The organism is Vibrio sp. CyArs1, from assembly GCF_022432925.1.
Lineage (GTDB): Bacteria > Pseudomonadota > Gammaproteobacteria > Enterobacterales > Vibrionaceae > Vibrio > Vibrio mediterranei.
Map to the genome: position 1 here is coordinate 749106 of NZ_JAKRBO010000002.1, position 22586 is coordinate 771691.

Sequence of the window (22586 nt, forward strand, 5' to 3'; positions counted from 1 at the left end):
TTTTTATGACATCATGCTATTGCGGTAACGATGCACCGTTTGAGTCGTGCTGCCTACCAATACACCAAGACGTTCGCAAGGCGAACAAGCCTGAACAGCTTATGCGCGCTCGGTTTAGTGCTCATAAGACAAAAAATGTCGACTTTGTTGTCGCCACCTATCACCCTAGCTGCGATGCCGAAGCCGAACGCAGTTCAATCGCTGATTCAATTAATAGCAATTGGACCAAGCTCAAGGTTACTGGTACTGAGAGCGGAACGAATGAGCATGAAGGTTTCGTGTCTTTTGAAGCTTATCTTGAAGAGGACGGCTTTGAATATTGTCTTACCGAACGATCTCGCTTCATTTTTGAAGACGATCAATGGTATTACATCGATGGCGAGTTAGACGATTCTATTCCGCCTCGCCCACTCACCACGCAAGCGCTCAAGGTCGGCAGAAACGATCCATGCGTGTGTGGCAGCGGCAAGAAATACAAAAAGTGCTGCGGATAGAGGATCATAAGGGAAAGCGAATCAACTCACTTTCCCTTATTTCATACATTGGATTCGCTACGACCGACCGCTGAACTAGAGTTAGCGTTCATACGCTTTAAACTGATTGGTTAAAGGATCATATTGATAGCCCAGCATATCTAGCTTGCCAACGACCCCTTCTACATCCATTTCGTACATGCTAACAAGCTCTTCGAACGAATCACATTCTAAGCGAAGCTTTTCATTAACGATGCCCAATAAGATAATGCTATCAAAACGGCTCACGTTACTTAAATCCATAATCGTACTCCATAAATAAGGCTAGCCTTTAAAGACTAGCCTTATTTAGTAAAATAGAAAGTGACCTAAGTGGCAGATTACGCCAGCCAATAGAGTTGCAACAACCCGACGTTAGTAACCATTAAACTAAGAAAAGCGATCGTCAATTGACCTTTGGTTGGCGTGCTATGACGAATGATGTGCCAACTCCAGATAACTATTCCGACCATCAGCATCACCAATGAACTAACCACAGCAGACGTGTATTGAGTCACGATTTCTGGTTCCCACTGGTAAGCATTTACGACAAAGCTCACCGCAAGAAGCATTGAAAAGATCACCCCTGAGACAGGCAAAATACGATGAAACGCCTGTAAGCGGGTTCTCGCGATAGTCAAAAGCAGGTGAGCAAAAGCCGTACCTAGTAGTAGGCCAGAACAGACTAGAGAAAGAGACTGAGCTAAATTTGGCTGTTGAGCAACAATGATACCCGCAAACGCAATACTGAAACCATTGGCTAAATGCACTACCCAAAAAGGGCCTTTCTCTCGCGTTTTGCCAGTTTTAACTTGGGAATAGAAGTAAAACACCGCGAATACCACAAGAAACGCCTCAACCTTTAATGATGCGATTGCTAACCACAAAATTCCGATAGCTGGAAACAACTTGTGGATACGTCCGCGTTGACCAGGGCAAATATCACCTTTTGCCAGTATTAGGGTCAGGATAAGCAGAGCTACCGTTAAAGCAGGCGCTAGAAGGGTTAAAACAGCGGTAATCATGGTTTGACATTCAAAATGGTAATTGATGGCGCTGATAATATATCAGGTAACCCTCGAATGCTATTCACATTGAAAAACCACAATTTCTTTGGGCTTTGAAGTCATCAACGTAGGGGTATATAATGCCCGCCTCCAAAACTAGAGGTTAAAATATGTACAACGACGTTTCCCCAATCCATGAGCATAAAAAATACTGGGCAGAGTGCTTCGGTGTGGCTCGTTTTCTGCCAACCAGCAGAAAAGAAATGGATGCCCTTGGTTGGGACAGCTGCGACATCATCATTGTTACTGGTGATGCCTACGTCGACCACCCTAGTTTTGGTATGGCGATCATCGGACGTTTGTTAGAAGCGCAAGGCTTTCGCGTTGGCATTATTGCCCAACCAGATTGGAGCAACAAAAATGACTTCATGAAGCTTGGTCAACCGAATCTGTTTTTCGGTATTACTGCAGGTAACATGGACTCGATGATAAACCGCTATACTGCCGATCGTAAGCTACGTCACGATGACGCGTACACGCCGAATAACGAAGGTGGAAAAAGACCCGATCGTGCAACACTTGTTTATTCTCAGCGTTGTCGTGAAGCTTATAAAGAGACACCCATTGTATTGGGTGGTATCGAAGCGAGTTTGCGCCGAATTGCGCACTATGATTATTGGTCTGATAAAGTTCGCCGCTCTGTGTTATTTGATGCTAAAGCGGATATTTTGCTGTTTGGTAATGCCGAGCGTGCCTTAGTTGAGGTCGCACACCGTCTTGCTGATGGAGAAACTATTAGCAACATGACCAATATTCGCGGGACTGCTGTTAATCTTCCTGCAGAACCAGAAAACTACACGATTATTGATTCTTCTCGCATTGAAAAGCCGGGTAAAGCGTTCGTGCCTCAAAACCCGTACGAAGTAGAATCAAATTGCGATACACAAAAGAAAGAGCCTGAAGCTAAGCCAATTACGATTCGCCCTTCTCGTCATGATGCAAAAACAACCGCAGTGAGACTGCCACCGTACGAGAAGCTTAACAACGACCGTATTTTGTACGCGCACGCCAGTCGTGTCATGCATCTGGAAACAAACCCTTATTCGGGGCGTGCTTTGATTCAAAAGCACGGTAATCGTGAGCTTTGGGTAAACCAAGCACCAATCCCACTTTCTACCGAAGAGATGGATTACGTATTCGGTCTACCTTATGCACGTGTACCACATCCTATGTACGGTAAGGCCAAGATTCCTGCCTATGACATGATCAAGACTTCTGTGAACATCATGCGTGGCTGTTTTGGTGGCTGCTCATTCTGTTCGATTACTGAGCATGAAGGCCGCATTATTCAAAACCGTTCGCAAGACTCAATTCTTAACGAACTTGAAGAGATTCGCGATAAAGTTCCAGGCTTCACGGGTACGATTTCTGATCTAGGTGGTCCAACAGCTAACATGTATCGTCTTGGCTGTTCAGATCCAAAAGCAGAAGCCAACTGTCGTCGTCCTTCTTGCGTCTTCCCTGGCATCTGTAACAAGCTCAATACTGACCACAAACACACTATTGACCTTTATCGTGCAGCTCGCAAAGTTAAAGGGGTCAAAAAGGTGATGATTGCATCGGGTGTCCGCTACGACTTGGCAATAGAATCACCGGAATATGTGAAAGAGCTTGTTACGCATCACGTCGGTGGTTATTTGAAGATTGCTCCTGAGCATACCGAGAAGAATCCACTCGACTTAATGATGAAACCGGGTATGGGAACTTACGACCGTTTCAAGGAGATGTTCCAAAAGTACAGTGAAGAGGCTGGTAAAAAACAATACCTCATTCCTTACTTTATCTCTGCGCATCCAGGCACTGAAGATGAAGATATGTTGAACCTCGCGTTGTGGTTGAAAAAGAACAACTACGAATGTGATCAGGTTCAGAACTTCTATCCATCGCCGATGTGTAATGCCACATCAATGTATTACTCAGAGACCAACCCACTCAAGCGTGTGAAGTATAAAAAACGTGAGGATGTGCCTGTTGCTAAAGGAGATCGTCAACGTCGGTTGCATAAAGCGCTGTTACGTTATCATGACCCAGCAAACTGGCCTTTGCTCCGAGAAGCATTAACGAGCATGGGCAAGCAGTACTTGATCGGTGACAAACCGGGCTGTTTAGTCCCTGCAGAAGATCTTGATGCTAAGACGCCAGCCCAACGAAGAAAGTCAGGTCGACACGGTGCAAACAGATTCGCGACCAAACATACTAAAGGTCAACCAGATATCAGAACTGACAGCCAAAGAAATTCAGGTAAAGGTTCGAAACCTAAGAAAAAGTCTGGGCAACCATCTGGCAATGGAAAACCATCCAGAAGCCCTAAACGACGACCTCGTTAAGCCTAACGTCAATATAAAAAAGCGCCTCTCAATTTGAGAAGCGCTTTTTTTATTTTGCGACAGACCCTATTGCATGCAAATAAGCCATTGAATTATTGATATTTATAAGTTTGGCACAGTCCGTGCTCTGTTACTCGAAACACACTCCCCTTGATAAGGACAGCAAGATGGAACTACTAAGAGCAGAGACCAACAACCACACTTTGAAACTAGAACTGTATGGTGATTTTGATGCTCGAGGAAGCCGTGAAGCACAGCCTCAAATCGATGACATTATCCACAATGATTGGCACCAAGAGATAGAGGTTGACCTAAGTCAAGTCCGCTTTATGGATTCTTCAGGCATCGGTGCTATTGTTTATCTATATAAGCGTCTAGTTGAACGCGAACGCAAAATGCGATTAGAGAACGTAACGGGACAACCGCTACAAATCATACAGTTGCTTCGAATTGGTCAGGCAATTCCTGTGAACACGCATGCGAGTAACGAATACCTGTAACACATAATTATACTAATTTGTTGGCAGAATAGGTGGTAACTACATGGACGTAAAAACGGGTGTAAAGCTATGCATTACCTGTCTCTCGGCATATCTCCTTTTAGCTTGTACAAGCTACCCAGATGAGGGAACAGGTGGTATTGCCGAGAACTATGCAGGTTCTGATTTTTCACCAGTGATGCCAGATGAACCCTTGGGACCTGAGCACGGTTTGCGATTTGACTGGAAGCTAGCCGCGCTGCACCTAGATTCCTTGATTGAAGAAGGGGCACAATGGTGCTTCCCCGCTGCCGTTCTTCAGGCACAAGAAAAACAAAATCGCATCGCAAGAGAGTTAGAGGGCGGCCTATGGATTGACGCTGCTAACGACATCGTCATTCAACGTAAAAAGCTCAATGATTTGGAGCTGCGTCTCGACTACGTATTGAATGAGGCGACATGTGCGCCCCCTCTTAAAGGCAAGGATTTTGATGATCTAATGCAAGTGGTTAAGCGTGTCTACCAACTTCTTAATGTCGATAACCAGTTCGCGTATAACTCTGTCGAAGTTAATCCCAAATACATGGGTCATCTCGCGGAAGCAGCAAATATCCTTAAACAACATCCTACCATTCGCCTTTCTGTTACCGGACACGCCGATGCTACCGGAGGTACCGAATACAATGAAAAGATTGCGAAAGGACGTGCGCAGCAAGTTAAGCGCTACCTAACTATATTTGGCCTAGCTCCTGGTCGTATCGAAACACACTCACTTGGTGAAGAACTGCCTCTCTACGAGGGTGACAGCCCGGGAGTTCGACTTACCAACCGAAGAGTCAGCATTGAAGTCATCGCGGATAAAAATAGCAATGCCACACAAGGAGCGTTGTGATGAACCAAGCTAAAGCAATAGTACTACTATGCGTAACTGTTCTCTTCGCCTTATTTGCATCACTTTCCCTAGCTAACGAGAAGCAGGTACAAGTCGGCGACCTCATTCAAGTCGATTTGCCTGGCGAATCGAGCTTAAATAGGGGATTTCAGGTTGATAAACGCGGTCGAATTACACTACCAGAAGTAGGCCCTGTATTCGTTGCTGGCTATAACGAAGAACAGCTCACCACGGCGGTTAAAGGTGCGCTTGATAAAGTTTTTCGAGACACCTCAAACGTCCAAGTTTATGTCGCAGAACGGCAAATTCTAATTTCAGTACAGGGCTATGTTGCCTCACCAGGAGAATATACGCTTCCCTACAACTCAAATGTCCAAATGGCATTGCACGCCGCTGGCGGACTGCGCTCCGGAGCCCAGTTAAACAAAATGTTGTTAAAACGAGGGGCAGATAGACAGGAATTCGACTACAAGCGATTCCTTGATACTGGTGATGACAAAAACCTCCCAGCCCTGCAATCTTTGGACACCTTATTTGTACCAGCTTCCCCATTAGTCGGTAATATTGAACAAGAGTTTGACCCGGCTAAACTTGCTGATTCGGGTGATAGTGCCGACTCACGCCAAGCCATTAAAGTATTTGGTGAAGTGAATGCACCTGGCTCCTTCTCCTATAAATCGAATAGCGACCTAGTAGACGTGCTGATGCGAGCAGGCGGCGTTACGCGTTATGCGAGCGTGGAGCAAATTCGAGTAATCAGCAATAACACCCCTACACTATTCAACTTAAAACGCTATTTAGACAGTGGTGATGTTTCCTTGTTACCTCCTCTGCAAGCCGGAGCGACCATTTTTGTACCCAAACAAGAAGAGGAAATTAAATCCGGCTCCAATACCGTGTATGTCATGGGTGAAGTAGCCGCTCCCGGTGCTTTTGAAGGCAAAAAAGGCGCGACCTTTATGGATATCCTTGCAAATGCCGGAGGCCCAACACGATTTGCAGAGTCTAGACAGATTCGTGTAATAAAGTCCGATGGCCGAGTAGTCCCTTTTGATATGACAGCGTACACCGAAGGTCTAAAAGGCAGTCAAGCACCAAAAATAGAGCCTGGTGACGCTATCTTTGTACCAGAGAAAACCGATATCAACGAGAAATCGTGGCTTAAAGTATCCCCAGACCGAGCAGTCAACGTAATCGGTGAAGTAGTTCGACCTGGTCGAATTGAATGGTCAGATGAAATGGATCTGATGGACTTGCTGGCGCATGTTGGAGGTCCAAGCGGCCGCGCAGACACCTCAAAAATCGAAGTCGCTAACGGCAACAAAATGGTGGTATTTGATCTTGATGCCTTCATAAAACGAGGGGCTCCTCAATCAGAGCTGCCTTACATTTCAGCTGGCGCTATTGTCCGTGTTCATGATTTACCACAAGATCCATCAGATAACAAAGCTCAGTGGGTAAGACAAAGCTCCGATGCCTCCATCTACGTGTTCGGCCAAGTCAATGCTCCGGGCCGTTATCGATTCACGGACGATATGCATTTTCTTGATATTTTATCTGCGGCAGACGGACCAACTAAAGACGCGGACATTCACAACATTCGCGTGACTCACCGAGACAAGCCTTATTCGAAAGTAAGCAAGCTCAATCTCTCGCTTTACTTTGAGACCGGTGATGAGTCCATTATTCCACTGGTTAAGCGCGGAGATACGATTTATGTCCCAGAGAAAAACCGTAACTGGTTAGATACGCCTAAAGAGAAAACCATTCGCATATTAGGTGCTGTCAATAACCCCGGACGATACGTGTTTAACGACAATATGACAATTCTTGACGTTTTAGCAGAGGCAGGAGGACCAAGTGATAGAGCTTATGTAGAGAAGATTAGCGTCGTCAACATGTCTTGCTGCCAAGGACAAGCAAGAACCTTTGATCTGGTGGAGTTCAGTAAAACTGCTGATATCAAAATGTTACCCGTGATTCGCGCAGGCGATACTATTTATATCCCGGACCGCCGTAATAGCTTTGCAGAACAAGCTCGACTGGGCTTAACCGATATCTTCAGGATCGTCTCGACGATCGCTGTAATAGGAGCGCTATAATGTCTATTCCCGCGACTCATGCTGAAATTGAAGAGCTTTATCTCAATGCAGAATTGAAGCAATGCCGCTCAATCAGTATTACAGCCTGCAACAGCCAAGAAGGCACCTCTTCGATAGCGCAAGCTTTGACTGAGCGCTACCTTCTTGCTGGTCATAAAACACTGTTGGTCGACCTCAATCTATACCACCCAAGTCTGATGAGCATAGAACTGTCTGATGTTCCCTCTCTTTCATCAGAACTCACGCCGAAGAACAGCCACTGGGTGCAAGATAAAAACTCCCCAAAAGTGTTTCTTGGGGTATCCGCACCTAGCGACCCACGAACTCGTTTGTTGTATAAGGACCCAACCAACTTAAGGCAACAAGTTGCGGAATGGCTAACTCAATACGATCGAGTGGTTATTGATACGTCACCTATCCTCAACGTTAATCAAAACAACATCCCAGCACACTGTGTCGCTAACGCATGTGATGGTACTTATTTGGTTGTGCTAAGCGGGGTCACGCTCACCAACCAAGTAGCCGATGCAGTTCAGGCATTACAAGAAGGTACCCACACCCACTTATTGGGAACCGTACTTAACTACCGGGATCAACCTTCACTAGCAAGTGAGATTTGCCGCGAGATTGATCGTCTGGGTTGGTTACCTTCCAAAATAACATCGTGGGCTAAGAAGAAAGTGATCAGCAATAGATTCCTGTCGTTGCCTATTTGACACTCTTTTGCGCAAATTCTTTATATTCAGCGCGTTAGACAGTAATTTACTAAAAATCGTCGTTATTTGTACTATCCTTTAATCAGCAGTGATATTAAACAAGGAAGTAAATATGACACCGAAAGTGCTCCTTATTGAAGACTCTTCTTCACTCGCAGTACTTTATAAACAGTTTTTGCAGAACGAGCCCTACGAATTATTGCATGTGGCTACCGGCGCGGAAGCAAAGCGTCTGTTAGAACGAACCTTGCCTTCATTGATAATCCTAGATCTGCAATTGCCCGATATGCAGGGAGACGAGATCCTTGAATGGATGGAAGAAAAAAACCTGCAGATTCCGGTTATCGTCGCTACCGCACATGGCAGTGTAGATACTGCCGTCAAGCTTATTCAAAAAGGCGCGAAAGACTTCCTTGAAAAACCAATTCGAGCTGACCGCTTAAAAACGTCCGTCAACATACATCTAAAGCAAGTTCAATTGGAAACTATGCTCGATGATATTCAACAGCAGATGGAACGTGAACGATTTCATGATTTCATTGGCGCCAGTATTCCCATGCAAGGTGTTTACAAAATTATCGATGCAGTAGCGGATACCAACGCCAGCGTGTTTATTATTGGTGAAAGTGGCACCGGTAAAGAGGTTTGCGCCAACGCCATTCACAACGAAAGCGAACGTCGAGAGCAGCCTTTTATTGCCATAAACTGTGGCGCTATTCCTAAAGATTTAATGGAAAGCGAAGTTTTTGGACATGTCAAAGGCGCATTTACAGGGGCGACAACGGATCGTAAGGGCGCTGCGTCACTTGCACACGGCGGTACTTTGTTCCTGGACGAATTGTGCGAAATGGACTTAGAAATGCAGAAGAAACTTCTGCGCTTTTTGCAAACTGGCACGTTTACACCACTAGGCGCAACCAAAGAACAAAAAGTAGATGTTCGCATTATTTGCGCGACGAACCGTGACCCATTAGCTGAAGTAAAAGAAGGTCGTTTCCGTGAAGACCTTTATTATCGCGTGCATGTAGTTCCAATTCATATGCCGCCACTGCGTGAGCGAGACCGTGACATCGTCACTCTGGCAGAACACTTCTTGAAAGGTTACGCGAAGCAAGATAAACGCCGTTTTGAATCCATTTCCAAAGAAGCACAGCGTTATCTCAAACGATATGACTGGCCTGGGAACGTTCGACAGTTGCAAAACGTAATACGTAACATTGTGGTTCTTAACGATGACAAATCTTTGGGCGTTAATCATCTGCCCGCCGAAATGGTCCAAACAAGACCAGCAACAGTTGTTCGTCCTAGCCCCCCACAAAGTCTGCTCTCAGTGGTACAACATCCAACGCCAGAAAACACCGTTGACCACAATATGGTAGAGACGGTCCAAATGGCCGCCGTGCAACCTCAGCCTGACAGCGATACTGAGCCTAGAACACCTAACATTCGTCCTATGTGGCAGGTTGAGCGAGAAACCATACAGCAGGCTATCGATTTTTGTGATGGCAATGTGCTCAATGCGGCCGTGCTTCTAGAGTTAAGCCCATCCACTGTCTACCGAAAAAAACAAGCTTGGGAGGCAGAAGACAGTGCCTCGTAGCAAGCGGGTTTGGCTACTGTTAGACAGTAGTACTTTTGGCGGTATAGAGACGCACGTCCTTGAGCTAGCAAAAGGCTTGATTGCCTTCAAGCAAAACGTAAAAGTTGTATTTTTAACGTCGCATAAACCTACGCCGCCACTCATTGCGCAGCTTCAAACCGCTAATATTGATACCACTATATTGGATGTCGACTATCCGCAACACTCTATTTGGCTGAGGCTAAACAAAGCCATTGACAAAGCGGCTTCGCAAAACCAAAAACCCACTGTTATTCATGCACATGGCTACAAAGCGAACATACTACTTCGCTTATCTCGCCTTTGCGGCGCGACATCTGCAATTAACATAGTATCGACTTTTCATGCTGGTGAAACACCGATCGGAAAAGTTCGCTGGTACGACGCTGTAGATCGAGTCAGTGCCATAGTCAGTCATAAGCGGATTTGTGTAAGTCGCGCGATCCAAGGCAAAGTTCCTTATTCTAGTGTACTGGTCAATAACTTTGTCCCACAAACTGAGTTTCTTGAATCCACAAATCAAAACGTAGCGTTCGTAGGGCGATTAAGTCCAGAAAAAGGCCCTGACACTTTTCTAGATATCGCAAATCGGTTTCCTCGCAATGCCTTTCATGTTTATGGCTCTGGTGATATGGAGCTAGAGTTAAAACAACACAATTCACCTAACGTCACTTTCCATGGCCACCAAAAAGAGATGGCCCGTGTATGGCCTGACATCGATGTATTACTCATCACCTCGAAGTATGAAGGGCTGCCCATGGCTGCGTTAGAGGCGATGTCTCGTGGCATTCCACTTATTAGCTTTAAACTGGGCGAACTGCCTAGCATGATAGACTCGGGGATCAATGGATGGATCGTTGACAGTAACCAGGAGATGTATGACGCGCTAAAGCACTGGTTTTCACTCTCCCCCGCTGAAAAAGCGCAAGTAAAGCGTAACGCGCAACAAACGATAGAACAGAACTACTCCACCAAAGTCATCATTCCCCAAGTACTCTCCATTTATGGTTTTGGCGATGCCGTAACCCAGTAACACCTATCATTAAGCTGTCATTGTGATTCCTATATTGAGAATTCCATTATCAAGTACAAGCGCACCTGAAGAGTTTTATCCTTAACTATTTGTAATATAAAGAGTTAGTAACGTGGCATCTTACTTGCTCTAAACATATCTATTACGCAAATTGATGAGCTATCCCTCGAGATAGTTATTCATCTCAATCAGGCCTTAGATATGACCAAACAATGCCAAAAACATATTGTAGTCTTCGATGCTTATTCCACTAAAGACAACGATACTTTAGCGTTGCACTCTTTGCTGCGTCAGCTCGGTAATGAAAGTGTGCAGATAAGCGTCTTAGCCGCGAAAGCCAGTCATTGGACACGACTGAAAGACTACGAAATCCCGTTGCAGATATACTCACTCCCTTTCCCTATTGACTCTAAAAAGCGGTTATCAATTACTGATTGGTTCAAAAGCTTCTGCCAGCTTTGTTACTGTCTCTACTTCTTAACAACACTCCCAAAGGTGCATGTGATGCTATCGTTTTCTCAGCCTCAAATGGCCCTCCCAGTCTACTGGCTGAGAGTGTGTTGGGGCTATGCGCTCGTTCACTTGGTTTATTCAAAACTCTATGACTCTGCCACAAACCTGTGGTGCCTAACCAAAGCCACGAAAGTTTTCTACCTAGCTGGTACTGAAGAATTAAACAGACATCTGCTACAACAAAACAACACGTTGAAAGATGAAAACTGGCAAAGCTTCCAAAGTGGTATCACAATCGCTGATTGGCCAACCGTAAGAAAAACCGCAGACTCGAGAATTTTCTGGGCAGGAGACCTTAATCAAGATCATATCGAGCACCTCTTAACTGCGGTGGCACAAGTTCCTCGGCCTATTGACGGAGATATCTGTTACTACTCTCGATCATTACTGAAATCAGCTGATAAAAGCACCTCTATCCCCCGCCCAATTAAAGGGCTACATTGGTATCAGGGCTGGCGAAATATCGATGAAATAAGACAGCAATGCAGTATTTTTGTATCAACTGCGCCTGATGAATCGGCTAACCTGTTAATTTTAGAAGCGATGGCTGCGGGCATGTGCCCTATTATTCCGAGGGACAATGGATATTGGGGTCGAGTGTTATCAGACGGTTACAGCTGTCTGAAATATAATGGCAATGAACCCAGTTCTCTCGCAAAAGTTCTCCACCATTGTTACAAAGACCCCTTCTCAAGGGATGCGATTGCCGTCGAAGCGATGAAGGTTGCTCAGTGTTACGATGCTGAGAAGAGTTATCGCCCAATCACTACTTACGTACTCGCTACATGCAATTCCATTCTTGAGTTGGAGCTTAGTCATGACTAGCGTCGATGCGCACGATTCCAATTGGAATGGGCTAGATGTCGTTGTAAGCAAGGTATGGCGATGAATACCGCCACTCCTTCTTCTAACCACTCTAAACATACACTACTGAGTGTTACGTTGTGCGCTCTGGTAGGCCTTATATGGGCATTGGTACCCCACCCTATTGTGGGTCTGGCTATCGGACTAATTCCAATCGCTATATTGGTTGTTTTGAGTCAGACCTTTTGGTTGGTAACGCTATTTATCGTATTTTCTTTTTTCCGAATTCATGAAGTTTTTCCCGCACTCTATCCATTGAAAATTCCGTTAATGCTCTCGGCTGCCGCCCTGTCCGCGTTACTTTGGCATACCTTAATTAGTGGAAAAATACAGCTTTACTGGCATCCGGTTTACCGATGGCTGTTTATATTTTGGGGGATTGTCATTATAGGAGTCGTGTTTGCCGCGAATAGAAGCGTTGCCATCGCGATGTTTAGTGGCACTTACGTCAAAATAATTATCATGACATTGGCCGTGTCATGGTTGATTACCTCTCCCAAAGAGCTATCACGTTTTTCATTTCTGATTGTTATTTCGGGGCTTGTTGTAAGTTGTGTTGCACTCTATAACTCCGCTAATGGTATTGGTTTAGTCGAAGGCTCAAGGGTCACTATTGGTCGAAATTTCGGCTCTATGCTTGGCGACCCAAATGATCTTGCCTTAGTGCTGCTGTTTCCTCTTGCATTTACTGTCGCCACTATGACGACGAAAGGAATCGGGTGGTCATTTCGAGCCCTGTCGCTCCTAACTTCTGCGGTTCTGTTTTTTGCAATTGTCGCAACTCAAAGCCGAGGAGGATTGTTAGGGTCACTTGCGGTGCTGGGGTTCTACGCTTGGCGCATCATTCCATCAAAGACTCTATTTGCCTTTTTAGGTGTTATCGGTGCTCTTGCGCTCTACTCATTAGCTGGCATATCCGGACGAGCCTCTGGAGGAGCTGCGGAAGAAGGGATTGATGAATCTGCAATGGGCAGGATCTATGCGTGGGAAGCTGCCTATAAAATGGCACTAGACAACCCTGTCTTAGGTGTTGGACTGGATAACTTTTACTATAACTATTTCTTCTACAGTCCTCATTGGGATGGATTAAACCACGCTGTTCACAGTACTTGGTTTGGCGTGTTAGCCGAGACTGGCTTTATTGGGCTTATTGTTTTCTTACTTTTCATTTATCAGCTTTTGAAGTGTGCTAGGCAAACGCTCACTTTCATAGATGGTAGAGCGGATATCCCACCTTATCTGCGCTCAATGGCACTGGCAGTATACAGTGGCCTTATAGGCACCTTTGTATCCGGTACTTTTCTCACTCAAGGCTTCGTATGGCCGATTTATATTCTCGCTGCACTGACCATCGCAGTGTCACAAATTGCTTCGCAATTTGAGAAGTGCGAAAGCCCAGAACATAGGTAGACGACAACCCTTTGATTAATATAACTATAATTATTGGCGCATTTCTTGTTACCCCTTCTAGTATCCTAAAATCTACGACTCAGAATAATGAGAAGGAATGTCAAAATGAATACTACTTCGTCATTCGATTTCAAAAATTGGCTTCGGTCTCATCCAAACCCCAAAATGAGAAACCTTTTTGTCATTTTGAAAAGAGCGCGTGCGACAGGCATTCCCACGCCATCGTTTTATAACAAAGCGCTCTATGCGTTATTAACTATTTTGCGAAATGGAATCGAAACACTATCTCGACTACTTGTATACACGCCTGCATTTAAAGGGCGCGTATCGAAATGTGGTCACTCACTCTATCTTTACAGCGGATTGCCACTTGTCACTGGTCCCCTGAAAATTGAATTAGGCAATGACTGCCGAGTGTCAGGACACACCACTTTTAGCGCTCGAACTACACCTCACCCTAACCCTGCAATACATCCAGAACTTATCGTCGGTAGCAATGTTGATATAGGTTGGCAGGTCACTATCGCTGTTGCCGAAAAAGTTGAAATTCAAGACAACGTGAGAATCGCGGGACGTTGTCAATTATTTGGTTACTCAGGACATCCGCTCAATGCACGCCAAAGAGCAGAAGGTGCACCCGATGAAGATCATCGCATTGGAAGCATTGTCCTAGAGCAAGACGTTTGGCTAGCGACAGGAGTAACCGTGCAAACTGGCGTGACAATTGGACAGGGAACCATCGTCGCTGCAGGTAGCGTCGTGACTAACGATTTACCCGCCAATGTTATCGCCGCTGGATGCCCTGCGAAAGTTGTTAGACATATCGATCAGACGATATAGCGCTAATTGGCCGTTACTGAATAACAAGGATTATGTTATGAGAGATTTGATTGTATTCGGAGAAGACTATGGTGCCTTGCCTTCTAGCACTCAGCATCTCGTCAAGCGCCTTGCCAGTCAGCGGAAAGTACTCTGGATAAATTCCATTGGTTTACGTCAACCCAAGTTTACTAAACACGATGCGGCCCGAGCACTAAACAAGCTACTCCGACGTGATAAGTCCAAACAACTGAAACTCGAATCCGAGCCAGTACCAGAGACTATTACTATTGTAAACCTGATGACGATTCCAGCGCCTCGTTCAACATGGTCTAGAAAGCTGGCAGCAGCCTTGATGGAGTCACAGTTGGTTCCCGTTATTAAAAGACTAAAACTCAACAATCCCATTATTTGGAGTTCATTACCCACCGCTGCTGACGTCTGCCAACGATTAGGTAATCTACCTATTGTCTACTACTGCGGTGACGATTTTGGAGCGCTCGCAGGAGTTGATCATGACACGGTATTGCAGCATGAACGTCATCTGGTTCAAGAGGCTGATATGGTCATTACGGCAAGCGAAAAGCTTCTGAGAAAATTCCCGGAAAGGAAAACTCGCTTGCTAACTCATGGTGTGGATTGTCAGCGCTTCTCCCAGCCTACCAAGCGCGCCAATGACTTACCAAACAGAGGACGTCCAATTGCTGGCTTCTATGGCAGTCTTTCTAATTGGCTAGATTATGATCTCCTTAATCAGGTGATAAGTGCCATGCCGCATTGGGATTTCGTATTTATTGGTCAACTCGAACTAGAACAGTTTCCAATTGTACAGGCCGACAACGTCTTTTATCTGGGACCCAAGCCTCATGCGCAACTCGCATGTTACAGCCAGCACTGGACCGTCAGTTTGCTGCCATTCGTCTTAAACGCACAAATTAGTGCGTGCAACCCTCTTAAGCTGAAAGAGTATTTAGCCGCAAGAAGACCGGTTATTACTACCGAATTTCCGGCACTTAAGCCCTACCGTGAACATGTCATCGTGATTCAAAATGTTGGCGAAATGATAAAAGCGCTTGAGTCAGCGGCAAAGCAATCGACTAAGCTTCCTGAAGGTCTAGTCGACAGCGAGAGCTGGGAACAAAGAACTCAAGTACTAGAGCGCTATTTGGAGGCCTTATGAGTGAGCTAAAGCTGAGGCTTTTAGCTATCTTAACGGCAGCGTGGAGGCGTCGTTATGCGATAGCAATGCCAATCTTGATCATGCCGTTTGTCGCTTATGCTATTGGCGTCTTGACTCCTCTGAAATATAAATCGCATACCAGCATGCTGATTCAAGAAACCGCCAAAATGAATCCGTTCCTTGAAGATATTGCCGTCTCGACCATGCTCAAAGATCGTCTGTCAGCACTTAAAACTCTCCTCAACAGCCGACACGTGCTGTTGTCAGTTGCAAGTGACCTAAGCCTTATTAATGACTCCATGACCGCATCTCAAAAAGATCAAATTATCGCTGAGCTTTCTGCCAACCTAACCGTTACTCAATTAGGCAAAGACTTCATAAAAATTGAACACTCCTCATCCTCACCAGAGGGCATGAAGGCGCTGCTAGAATCAGTAAGTGTTCACTTTGTCGAAGAACTTTTGGCACCTGAACGCTCATCGATCAGAGATTCCAGTGAATTTCTGACTATCCATATTAAGAAACGCAAACAAGAGCTAGAAAACGCCGAACAAGCGTTAGCCGATTATTACAACCAACACTCTTCAGCGACACCTGAAATGCAAAATGAGAATCTGAGCCGACTAGCCTCGCTTAAGCAAACTTTGGCGGAAAAACAAGCTGAGCTATCTGGCGTAGAACAAAGCCTAGGCTCGCTTGATCAGCAACTCTCCAAAACCAACCCGATAGTCGGCAAATTGGAAGAACAGATCATTGAAACTCGAAGCGCGTTAACCTTACTTAAAGCAAAATACACTGATACCCACAGTGCCGTGCAGGCCAAACTTAGAGAACTTAGTAGGCTAGAGAAAGAGCGCAACCAATTACTTCAGTCTGAGCAACCCGAACTCAACAGCGACCAACTGTGGGATATTGCCAGTGTGACTTCAGTTAGCGATGTAGGCGATATTCAGCCACTTCTAATTACCCAGCTTCACAGCCTCCAACTTGTTCGAGGTCGGTACGAATCACTCAAGCAAGAGACTAATAGCTTGCAGTCTATGATTGATGAGCTCACCGTCAACGCCCAAAGTTACGGTAGTAATGCCAAACAATTATTGAAGCTACAACGTGATGTCAGTCTTAAAAGACAACTCTACGATGAACTAGTGGAACGTTACGAAATGGCACAATTGACCGGTTCATTAGGTGTGTTTGAGCAAAATAAACGAGTCAAAATCATCGATCTCCCTTATACACCCAGTTCACCAACGAATTTCACGCCAACCGTATTTGCGGCTGTTGGTGTTATCGCTGGACTTGTTCTGGGCATAGGTATGGCAATTGTTCTTGAGCTCTTTGATACAACTATACGCCGTAGGGATCAACTCACTCAAATATCCGGTGTGCCTTTGATCACTGCTATTCCTAAGATTGCCGCCGAATGATATTCAGAATGAATGTCATATCGGGAAAGCCATATGTTTTGAGCTTAACTATATGTTTTTACTTACTTATAAATTTGGCACAACCTGTGCAATGCTAGATTAACAATGCAACGCCTATGCAAGGAGCAAATTATGGCAAGCTCACCCCTTATCCCAAAACACAACTCTGGTCCCACATACAAGGTCGTACACGTTGTTCAACACCTCGCTCCCGGAGGACTTGAAACCATGGTTCTTGAGCTGCTTAAGCAAGCGAACGAAGATGAGAGAGTATTTATCATCAGTTTGGAGGGGGAACTTGAACAAGCCATCAAACACTGGCCACAACTTATCAAATACCGTTCACACCTGTTTTTTCTTGGCAAAAAGCCAGGTTCCCAAATTACTCTGCTTCGAGTGATGTATCGACTCCTTAAGGTACTCAAGCCCCAAGTTGTCCACACTCATCATATTGGGCCTCTAATCTATGGTGGTATTGCCGCAAGACTCAACCGAGTTCCAGCACGGATTCATACCGAGCATGATATGTGGCACTTAACCGACGCAAAACGTCAAAAGGTAGAAAACCTCGCACTCAAATTGGTTAACCCTATCTTAGTCGCTGATGCTCAAAAGGTTCAGCAGCAGCTTTCTCAGCTTTTTCCGTACACCACGCCGAAGGTGATTAAAAATGGAGTGGATTGTAACCGATTCGTACCTGCAAATCAGGCAGGGGCAAGGCGTATACTTGATTTACCCTCCAAGGTTATCCTTATTGGTACTGCTGGTCGCTTAGAACCTGTCAAAGCACAGGCGACTTTGATCAAGGCCGTTGCACGACTTTCCAACGATATCCACCTCGCTATTGCTGGTATTGGTTCCCTTGAGCAAGAGCTCAAAGACCTTGCCAAAGCGTTGAAAGTGGAGGACAGGGTCCACTTCCTTGGATTAGTAAACGATATGCCTTCATTTTACCAATCGCTTGACCTGTTCTGTCTTCCCTCTGTGTGTGAGGGGTTTCCACTTTCGCCACTAGAAGCACAAGCGTGCAACATTCCAGTAGTGGTTACGGATGTTGGTGCAGCAAAGGAAACTCTCTGCCCATTATCTGGTGTGACAACGAAGTCAAATCGAGTGTTTTCTCTAGTGCAAGCTCTAGAGAACGCCTTGAAGACACGTCACCTATTCTGTCCACGAGACTTTGTTGTCGAGAATAATGATGTACGTTCAATGAGTGAAGCCTACCGAAATCTAGTATTCAAGGCTTAACAATTGGCTAGTCGAGATTAATTATAGAAAGGACATAGTATGGAAGTTGTAATGATTGGAGTATTCATTCTAAGCGCATTTTTCATAGTGTATCACCATGCTGTATATCCTGTGATTCTCCGTTGGTGGGCTAACCAACACCCAATAGTCGCAAGCGTTGCCATACCAAGAGGCTATCGTAGCGTTCGTAGAGATCGTGCACTACCTACGGTTACCATTATCATTCCCGCCTATAATGAGGAGCAGTGGATAGCAGATAAAATCAGAAATTGCGCATCGTTAGACTATCCAAAAGATAAGCTAAAAATCTTGATTATTGATGATGGCAGTGAGGACAACACTCTTCACTTTGCGGAGTCAACAATACAAGAGGCCATATGCGCGGATACCCATTTTGAAATTATCAATCAGAGAGATAATATTGGGAAAGTTGCCATCCTCAACCAATACATTCCCAAAATCGACACTGATATCACTTGCATTTCAGATGTTTCAGCCATTATTTCCGTTGATGCCCTCCTAATCGCCAGTGAATTTTTCAAAGACCAGAACATAGGTGTCGTAAACTCAACCTATCAGCTGCTCCATGCTAGCCAAACCGGTGAGTCAGACTACTGGCAATATCAAAACAACATCAAATATCGTGAGTCCACTATGGGGTCTACTATTGGTGCACATGGGGCACTGTATTTCATTCGAACACCGCTATTTGAATTGTTACCGGACAATACAATCAACGATGATTTCATCATTCCGATGAGGATTGTTCGCCAACACTATCAAGCTGCCTACGCACCTAATATGAATGCCATCGAGCAAGAACCTACTGAATCAGTACAAGACTTCCAACGACGATTACGAATCTCAGCCGGAAACATGCAGCAGGTCATCATGTTGTTTGATCTATTTTCACCGCAATATGGAAGAACTGCATTCACCTTTTTTTCCGGCAAAGGACTACGCCTATTTACACCATACTTAATGATTACATGCTTGATTTCGTCACTTTGGTTGGCGCAAACAAACGCTATCTTCTTGGTACTGTTTTATTCGCAGGTAGCCGTTTACGTTATTGCCGCAATAGCAAACTACTGCCCACCTCTTCAAAAGCTGCGACTCATTCGTTTAATTACATACTTAATCGTTGGCCATACTGCTAACTTGATTGGTGGGCTTCGTTACTTATTTGGACTTGAAAATGGAAAATGGCAGCGTCTCGCGCGCTAGGAGGATAATTATGACTAACTATGAAAGACGCTCAATTCACTTCTCAAAACGAATTTTCGATATTGTAGGTGCTAGTGTTGGCATGATCATCCTTGCAATCACTTTTATACCTGTAGCGCTAGCAATTAAATTTACCTCGAGAGGACCCATATTTTATAAGCAGCTCAGAGTAGGGAAATGGACTCCTGAAAGAATGGACTTCATTCATGTACTCAAGTATCGTTCAATGTATGTGGATGCCGAATCCCATTCAGGCGCAACATGGGCGACAGAAGACGATCCGCGAATCACACCTGTAGGCCGCTTTCTTCGCAAAACCCGACTTGATGAACTCCCGCAGTTTATTAATGTACTCAAAGGCGATATGTCGCTCATAGGGCCAAGACCAGAACGCCCTGACTTCTATAACAAGCTTGAGAATGACATTCCCTTCTTTGTAGAGCGTACTTACGACGTACTACCCGGTATCACAGGACTAGCACAAGTTAATCAAGGTTATGATACATGTATTGAAGATGTGAGAAGTAAGGTTGGTTACGACCACAGTTACGCCTTATCACTGTCGTCATTTAAAACTTGGCTATCCACTGACATTCATATTGTGTTTAAAACTCTAAAGATCATGGTTGATGGACGCGGCAGATAAATCTGAGACACAAAGAAAAGTCCAGCCTAATGGCTGGACTTTTTCGTGGTAAAGATAAAGGTCAGCCCTAGGAGGATAAAACCGATCCCAGACAATTTCACCCAACTAAATGACTCATTGAGCCAAGGCAAAGTAACTGCTAGCAAGTAGACAATTACATAGCTCAAGCTGAGCAAAGGATACGCGACCCCTAGTGGCAAGTGCTTTAAAGCCATTACCCAGCACGCCATAGACAGTGCATAGCAACCTAGGCCGATGCCAACACCAATTAAAGCTGGCCACACATGCAATAGCAGCTCGGCCAGTTGAGCTTGCCCAAATAGAGCTACAATGCTGTCCCATTGCGATGCAAGCCCTCCCATTCCCCATTTCATAGAGAGCTGAGCAGTAGATATGAGCAGAACGCTCACAAGTGCAATTGGCAAGCCGGCTTTAAGATCTTTCAATACCATTAACCAGCTCCTCCAAGAATGCCAACGCCGATCATTATGCACATGACACCAAGCCATTGCTTGGGCAGAATGACTTCGCCAAAGGCAAATTTAGAAACCAATAACATGATAACGAAGTTAACGCTTAGTAACGGATAAGCAACTGATACATCCCACTGACTCAGTACACCCAACCAAGTTAGAGCGCTGGTCGCCAAGAAGACAATTCCAAGGATCATAGGAAAGCTCAATAGCTTCCCTACTGCGGACAGCTGTGGATTTTCTTCAAAATACATAGCGGCTCGCTTTTGCCAATATTGGCTAAGCGAGCTTGCTACAACTGAGAGTACAAACAGCAGTACTGTCATTACTGGGCATCTTTTTGATTAAAGATCAGCGCATGATAACGGCCACGGTCAACGTGATCATCTGGTTTAGGAAAACCTTCTGGCAACGGTGGTAGGTCTCTAAAATGCAGCAACACTGGACCCGTTAACTGTTTTTCTTTGATAAAGTCATCTAGCTGATTCCACTCAATGTAGCGATGCTTCGAGTCATCATATTTCAGACCATAATCCACTTCGCCCATTGCCTTGGTAAGATAAACATCGCTGCGCTTCAAGTACCAGTTTAATGCTGACATCGTATCCGGGTAGTCAGCGATAAGAACCATATCATCGGTGACTTTTGGTGCTAGCTGCTCCATGAAACGCGCTGGCATTTTTGAGTCAATCGTCGTGTTTGGAACAACGGTAGAGAACAGCGCGAAAAGAGCCAAAGGCGATACCATATACGCTGCAAACTTGTGTTCGAACGCTTTGGCTTTCGCTGCATAGAAAGCACAGGTAGCCCAAAATCCTAGTATGAACAACGCAATCCAAGGACGATAAGATTCAGACTCATCCAAAGGTAGCTTACCCATAAAGAACATCACCATTAATGTAATAGCAACCGTCGCAAAGAATAAGCCATTAATGATCGAACCTATTGTTAGGCCTTTCGCTTTGCTGTTATAAGCTTTGATAATGCCATGGGTCAATAGAATCGCAATAGGAGCCATGCAAGGTAAAATATACGTTGCCAGTTTTCCACTTGCATAGGAGAACAACAAAAATGGCATTACCGCCCAGAGACTAGAGTAGCGAATAAGTGGCTTTGAAAACTCACCCTTCAACTGAACAAGAGCAGACGGTGCCCAAAATACCCAAGGTAAAGTTCCTAAGAATAGGAACGGTACATAATACCAAATCGGCGCAGCATGCTGTGCATCTTCAGCAGAGAAACGATGGATATGCTCTTCCCAGAAGAAGTAATTCCAGTAATCTGGTTCAGCTGCATGTATAGCTAGAGACCATGGCAAACAAGTGATTAGCGCAACAAACATTACCCACCAGCCCCATCTTAATATCTCTAGGAACTGCTTTTGCATGATCATGTAAGGCACGACAACGATAACTGGTAAGGCAAGTGCCAAAAAGCCTTTAGTTAATACTGCACAACCACAAAAGAAGCCCGCGAGACCGTAATGCAGCCAACGTTGCTTGGTAGAGGTCGCTTCCGTTGCAAAATAGAAAGCGGCATAACAAGCAGTAAGCCAGAATGCCAACATGCCATCAAGTACACTATAAGTACCGATTGCTGCCACCATAAACATGCTAAGAAACACACCTGCTGTTAGCCAACCTTGACGGCGATCTGTCATTCTGCCAACGAGAGAAACTAAAAATAGCGCAGAACCAAACATAGCGAGTGCCGAGGCAATTCTCACAGCAAAATTGGTATCACCAAAAATAACTTGTGCAATGGCGTTAAACCAATAGCCCATGATCGGCTTTTCGAAATAACGTAGGTCGTTAAAGGTGGGAACTATCCAGTTACCGGAAGCCACCATCTCGCGAGAGATCTCACCGTAGCGTAGCTCATCTGGTGACCACAGAGGGCGCAGATCAAGCGGTAGTATGTATAACGCAATAAAGAAAAGCGGTATCCAAACCGCCCAGTTAATTCGTGATTGTTGCATTCTTCATCCAATTGAATAAAAGCCCATGACATCATGGGCTTATACTAGTTTCAAA

At 45.1% G+C, this 22586-nt stretch carries 21 protein-coding genes; 16 read left to right on the plus strand and 5 right to left on the minus strand.

The genetic code is table 11. The features are described from left to right. Positions 1–5 precede the first annotated feature (5 nt). Complete coding sequence (locus tag MMA19_RS10120) at positions 6–494, plus strand: YchJ family metal-binding protein (RefSeq protein ID WP_124939954.1); 489 nt, start codon at positions 6–8, stop codon at positions 492–494. A gap of 81 nt (positions 495–575) precedes the next feature. Here the strand turns inward: MMA19_RS10120 and MMA19_RS10125 are convergent, their stop codons facing one another. After that, positions 576–776, minus strand: a complete 201-nt coding sequence (locus MMA19_RS10125) for a DUF4250 domain-containing protein (RefSeq protein WP_006074412.1) — start codon at positions 774–776, stop codon at positions 576–578. 77 nt (positions 777–853) lie between these two features. Then, positions 854–1537: a hypothetical protein gene (locus tag MMA19_RS10130; RefSeq protein WP_240206120.1), complete on the minus strand. Its 684-nt coding sequence runs from the start codon at positions 1535–1537 to the stop codon at positions 854–856. Positions 1538–1689: 152 nt separating this feature from the next. Between MMA19_RS10130 and MMA19_RS10135 the strand changes: the two genes are divergently transcribed. From MMA19_RS10135 to MMA19_RS10205, 15 genes are all read left to right on the plus strand, one after another. Continuing rightward, positions 1690–3906 carry a YgiQ family radical SAM protein gene (locus MMA19_RS10135; RefSeq protein ID WP_240206121.1) on the plus strand — a complete coding sequence of 739 codons (2217 nt, stop codon included), beginning with the start codon at positions 1690–1692 and terminating at the stop codon, positions 3904–3906. 167 nt (positions 3907–4073) lie between these two features. Continuing rightward, a complete protein-coding gene (locus MMA19_RS10140; protein WP_006074409.1) occupies positions 4074–4406 on the plus strand; it encodes an STAS domain-containing protein in 333 nt (110 codons plus the stop codon). A 43-nt stretch (positions 4407–4449) separates the two neighbouring features. Beyond that, a complete protein-coding gene (locus MMA19_RS10145; protein ID WP_006074408.1) occupies positions 4450–5277 on the plus strand; it encodes an OmpA family protein in 828 nt (275 codons plus the stop codon). Then, on the plus strand, positions 5277–7379 hold the full coding sequence (locus MMA19_RS10150) for an SLBB domain-containing protein (protein ID WP_240206122.1): 2103 nt from the start codon (positions 5277–5279) through the stop codon (positions 7377–7379). Before MMA19_RS10145 ends, MMA19_RS10150 begins: the two co-directional genes overlap by 1 nt. Continuing rightward, positions 7379–8095, plus strand: a complete 717-nt coding sequence (locus MMA19_RS10155) for a CpsD/CapB family tyrosine-protein kinase (RefSeq protein ID WP_236109448.1) — start codon at positions 7379–7381, stop codon at positions 8093–8095. The genes MMA19_RS10150 and MMA19_RS10155 overlap by 1 nt, the downstream gene beginning before the upstream one ends. 112 nt (positions 8096–8207) lie before the next feature. Next, positions 8208–9695: a sigma-54 dependent transcriptional regulator gene (locus MMA19_RS10160; protein WP_240206123.1), complete on the plus strand. Its 1488-nt coding sequence runs from the start codon at positions 8208–8210 to the stop codon at positions 9693–9695. Continuing rightward, positions 9685–10746, plus strand: coding sequence for a glycosyltransferase family 4 protein (locus MMA19_RS10165; RefSeq protein WP_240206124.1), 1062 nt, complete (start codon positions 9685–9687; stop codon positions 10744–10746). Before MMA19_RS10160 ends, MMA19_RS10165 begins: the two co-directional genes overlap by 11 nt. A 201-nt stretch (positions 10747–10947) precedes the next feature. Then, complete coding sequence (locus MMA19_RS10170) at positions 10948–12084, plus strand: glycosyltransferase (protein ID WP_240206125.1); 1137 nt, start codon at positions 10948–10950, stop codon at positions 12082–12084. 60 nt (positions 12085–12144) lie between these two features. Further along, positions 12145–13533 carry an O-antigen ligase family protein gene (locus MMA19_RS10175; RefSeq protein ID WP_240206126.1) on the plus strand — a complete coding sequence of 463 codons (1389 nt, stop codon included), beginning with the start codon at positions 12145–12147 and terminating at the stop codon, positions 13531–13533. Positions 13534–13638: 105 nt separating this feature from the next. Then, positions 13639–14373 carry an acyltransferase gene (locus tag MMA19_RS10180; RefSeq protein ID WP_006074401.1) on the plus strand — a complete coding sequence of 245 codons (735 nt, stop codon included), beginning with the start codon at positions 13639–13641 and terminating at the stop codon, positions 14371–14373. Between the two features lie 37 nt (positions 14374–14410). Then, complete coding sequence (locus MMA19_RS10185) at positions 14411–15532, plus strand: glycosyltransferase family 1 protein (RefSeq protein ID WP_240206127.1); 1122 nt, start codon at positions 14411–14413, stop codon at positions 15530–15532. Further along, entirely contained in the window at positions 15529–16959 is a 1431-nt protein-coding gene (locus MMA19_RS10190; protein WP_198558041.1) for a GNVR domain-containing protein, read from the plus strand. Before MMA19_RS10185 ends, MMA19_RS10190 begins: the two co-directional genes overlap by 4 nt. 132 nt (positions 16960–17091) lie before the next feature. Beyond that, a complete protein-coding gene (locus MMA19_RS10195; protein ID WP_240206128.1) occupies positions 17092–18207 on the plus strand; it encodes a glycosyltransferase in 1116 nt (371 codons plus the stop codon). Positions 18208–18246: 39 nt separating this feature from the next. Further along, positions 18247–19434: a glycosyltransferase family 2 protein gene (locus tag MMA19_RS10200; protein WP_240206129.1), complete on the plus strand. Its 1188-nt coding sequence runs from the start codon at positions 18247–18249 to the stop codon at positions 19432–19434. Positions 19435–19444: 10 nt separating this feature from the next. Beyond that, positions 19445–20080, plus strand: a complete 636-nt coding sequence (locus MMA19_RS10205; protein ID WP_240206130.1) for a sugar transferase — start codon at positions 19445–19447, stop codon at positions 20078–20080. A 26-nt stretch (positions 20081–20106) separates the two neighbouring features. On the opposite strand, the gene arnF is transcribed toward MMA19_RS10205, so the two are convergent. Genes arnF through arnT form a run of 3 tightly spaced genes read right to left on the minus strand, consistent with a single transcriptional unit; the run spans position 20107 to position 22531 of the window. Continuing rightward, on the minus strand, positions 20107–20532 hold the full coding sequence (gene arnF / locus MMA19_RS10210; RefSeq protein WP_240206131.1) for a 4-amino-4-deoxy-L-arabinose-phosphoundecaprenol flippase subunit ArnF: 426 nt from the start codon (positions 20530–20532) through the stop codon (positions 20107–20109). Continuing rightward, positions 20532–20879, minus strand: a complete 348-nt coding sequence (locus MMA19_RS10215; protein WP_240206132.1) for an EamA family transporter — start codon at positions 20877–20879, stop codon at positions 20532–20534. The genes arnF and MMA19_RS10215 overlap by 1 nt, the downstream gene beginning before the upstream one ends. After that, entirely contained in the window at positions 20879–22531 is a 1653-nt protein-coding gene (gene arnT / locus MMA19_RS10220; protein ID WP_240206133.1) for a lipid IV(A) 4-amino-4-deoxy-L-arabinosyltransferase, read from the minus strand. Before arnT ends, MMA19_RS10215 begins: the two co-directional genes overlap by 1 nt. Between the last annotated feature and the right edge of the window lie 55 nt (positions 22532–22586).

What these genes read in the sequence shown, in the direction of transcription:
- MMA19_RS10120 (WP_124939954.1), top strand. Translation starts at nt 6, where the DNA reads ATGACATCATGCTATTGCGGTAACGATGCACCGTTTGAGTCGTGCTGC.
- MMA19_RS10125 (WP_006074412.1), bottom strand. Translation starts at nt 776, where the DNA reads ATGGATTTAAGTAACGTGAGCCGTTTTGATAGCATTATCTTATTGGGC.
- MMA19_RS10130 (WP_240206120.1), bottom strand. Translation starts at nt 1,537, where the DNA reads ATGATTACCGCTGTTTTAACCCTTCTAGCGCCTGCTTTAACGGTAGCT.
- MMA19_RS10135 (WP_240206121.1), top strand. Translation starts at nt 1,690, where the DNA reads ATGTACAACGACGTTTCCCCAATCCATGAGCATAAAAAATACTGGGCA.
- MMA19_RS10140 (WP_006074409.1), top strand. Translation starts at nt 4,074, where the DNA reads ATGGAACTACTAAGAGCAGAGACCAACAACCACACTTTGAAACTAGAA.
- MMA19_RS10145 (WP_006074408.1), top strand. Translation starts at nt 4,450, where the DNA reads ATGGACGTAAAAACGGGTGTAAAGCTATGCATTACCTGTCTCTCGGCA.
- MMA19_RS10150 (WP_240206122.1), top strand. Translation starts at nt 5,277, where the DNA reads ATGAACCAAGCTAAAGCAATAGTACTACTATGCGTAACTGTTCTCTTC.
- MMA19_RS10155 (WP_236109448.1), top strand. Translation starts at nt 7,379, where the DNA reads ATGTCTATTCCCGCGACTCATGCTGAAATTGAAGAGCTTTATCTCAAT.
- MMA19_RS10160 (WP_240206123.1), top strand. Translation starts at nt 8,208, where the DNA reads ATGACACCGAAAGTGCTCCTTATTGAAGACTCTTCTTCACTCGCAGTA.
- MMA19_RS10170 (WP_240206125.1), top strand. Translation starts at nt 10,948, where the DNA reads ATGACCAAACAATGCCAAAAACATATTGTAGTCTTCGATGCTTATTCC.
- MMA19_RS10175 (WP_240206126.1), top strand. Translation starts at nt 12,145, where the DNA reads ATGAATACCGCCACTCCTTCTTCTAACCACTCTAAACATACACTACTG.
- MMA19_RS10180 (WP_006074401.1), top strand. Translation starts at nt 13,639, where the DNA reads ATGAATACTACTTCGTCATTCGATTTCAAAAATTGGCTTCGGTCTCAT.
- MMA19_RS10185 (WP_240206127.1), top strand. Translation starts at nt 14,411, where the DNA reads ATGAGAGATTTGATTGTATTCGGAGAAGACTATGGTGCCTTGCCTTCT.
- MMA19_RS10190 (WP_198558041.1), top strand. Translation starts at nt 15,529, where the DNA reads ATGAGTGAGCTAAAGCTGAGGCTTTTAGCTATCTTAACGGCAGCGTGG.
- MMA19_RS10195 (WP_240206128.1), top strand. Translation starts at nt 17,092, where the DNA reads ATGGCAAGCTCACCCCTTATCCCAAAACACAACTCTGGTCCCACATAC.
- MMA19_RS10200 (WP_240206129.1), top strand. Translation starts at nt 18,247, where the DNA reads ATGGAAGTTGTAATGATTGGAGTATTCATTCTAAGCGCATTTTTCATA.
- MMA19_RS10205 (WP_240206130.1), top strand. Translation starts at nt 19,445, where the DNA reads ATGACTAACTATGAAAGACGCTCAATTCACTTCTCAAAACGAATTTTC.
- arnF (WP_240206131.1), bottom strand. Translation starts at nt 20,532, where the DNA reads ATGGTATTGAAAGATCTTAAAGCCGGCTTGCCAATTGCACTTGTGAGC.
- MMA19_RS10215 (WP_240206132.1), bottom strand. Translation starts at nt 20,879, where the DNA reads ATGACAGTACTGCTGTTTGTACTCTCAGTTGTAGCAAGCTCGCTTAGC.
- arnT (WP_240206133.1), bottom strand. Translation starts at nt 22,531, where the DNA reads ATGCAACAATCACGAATTAACTGGGCGGTTTGGATACCGCTTTTCTTT.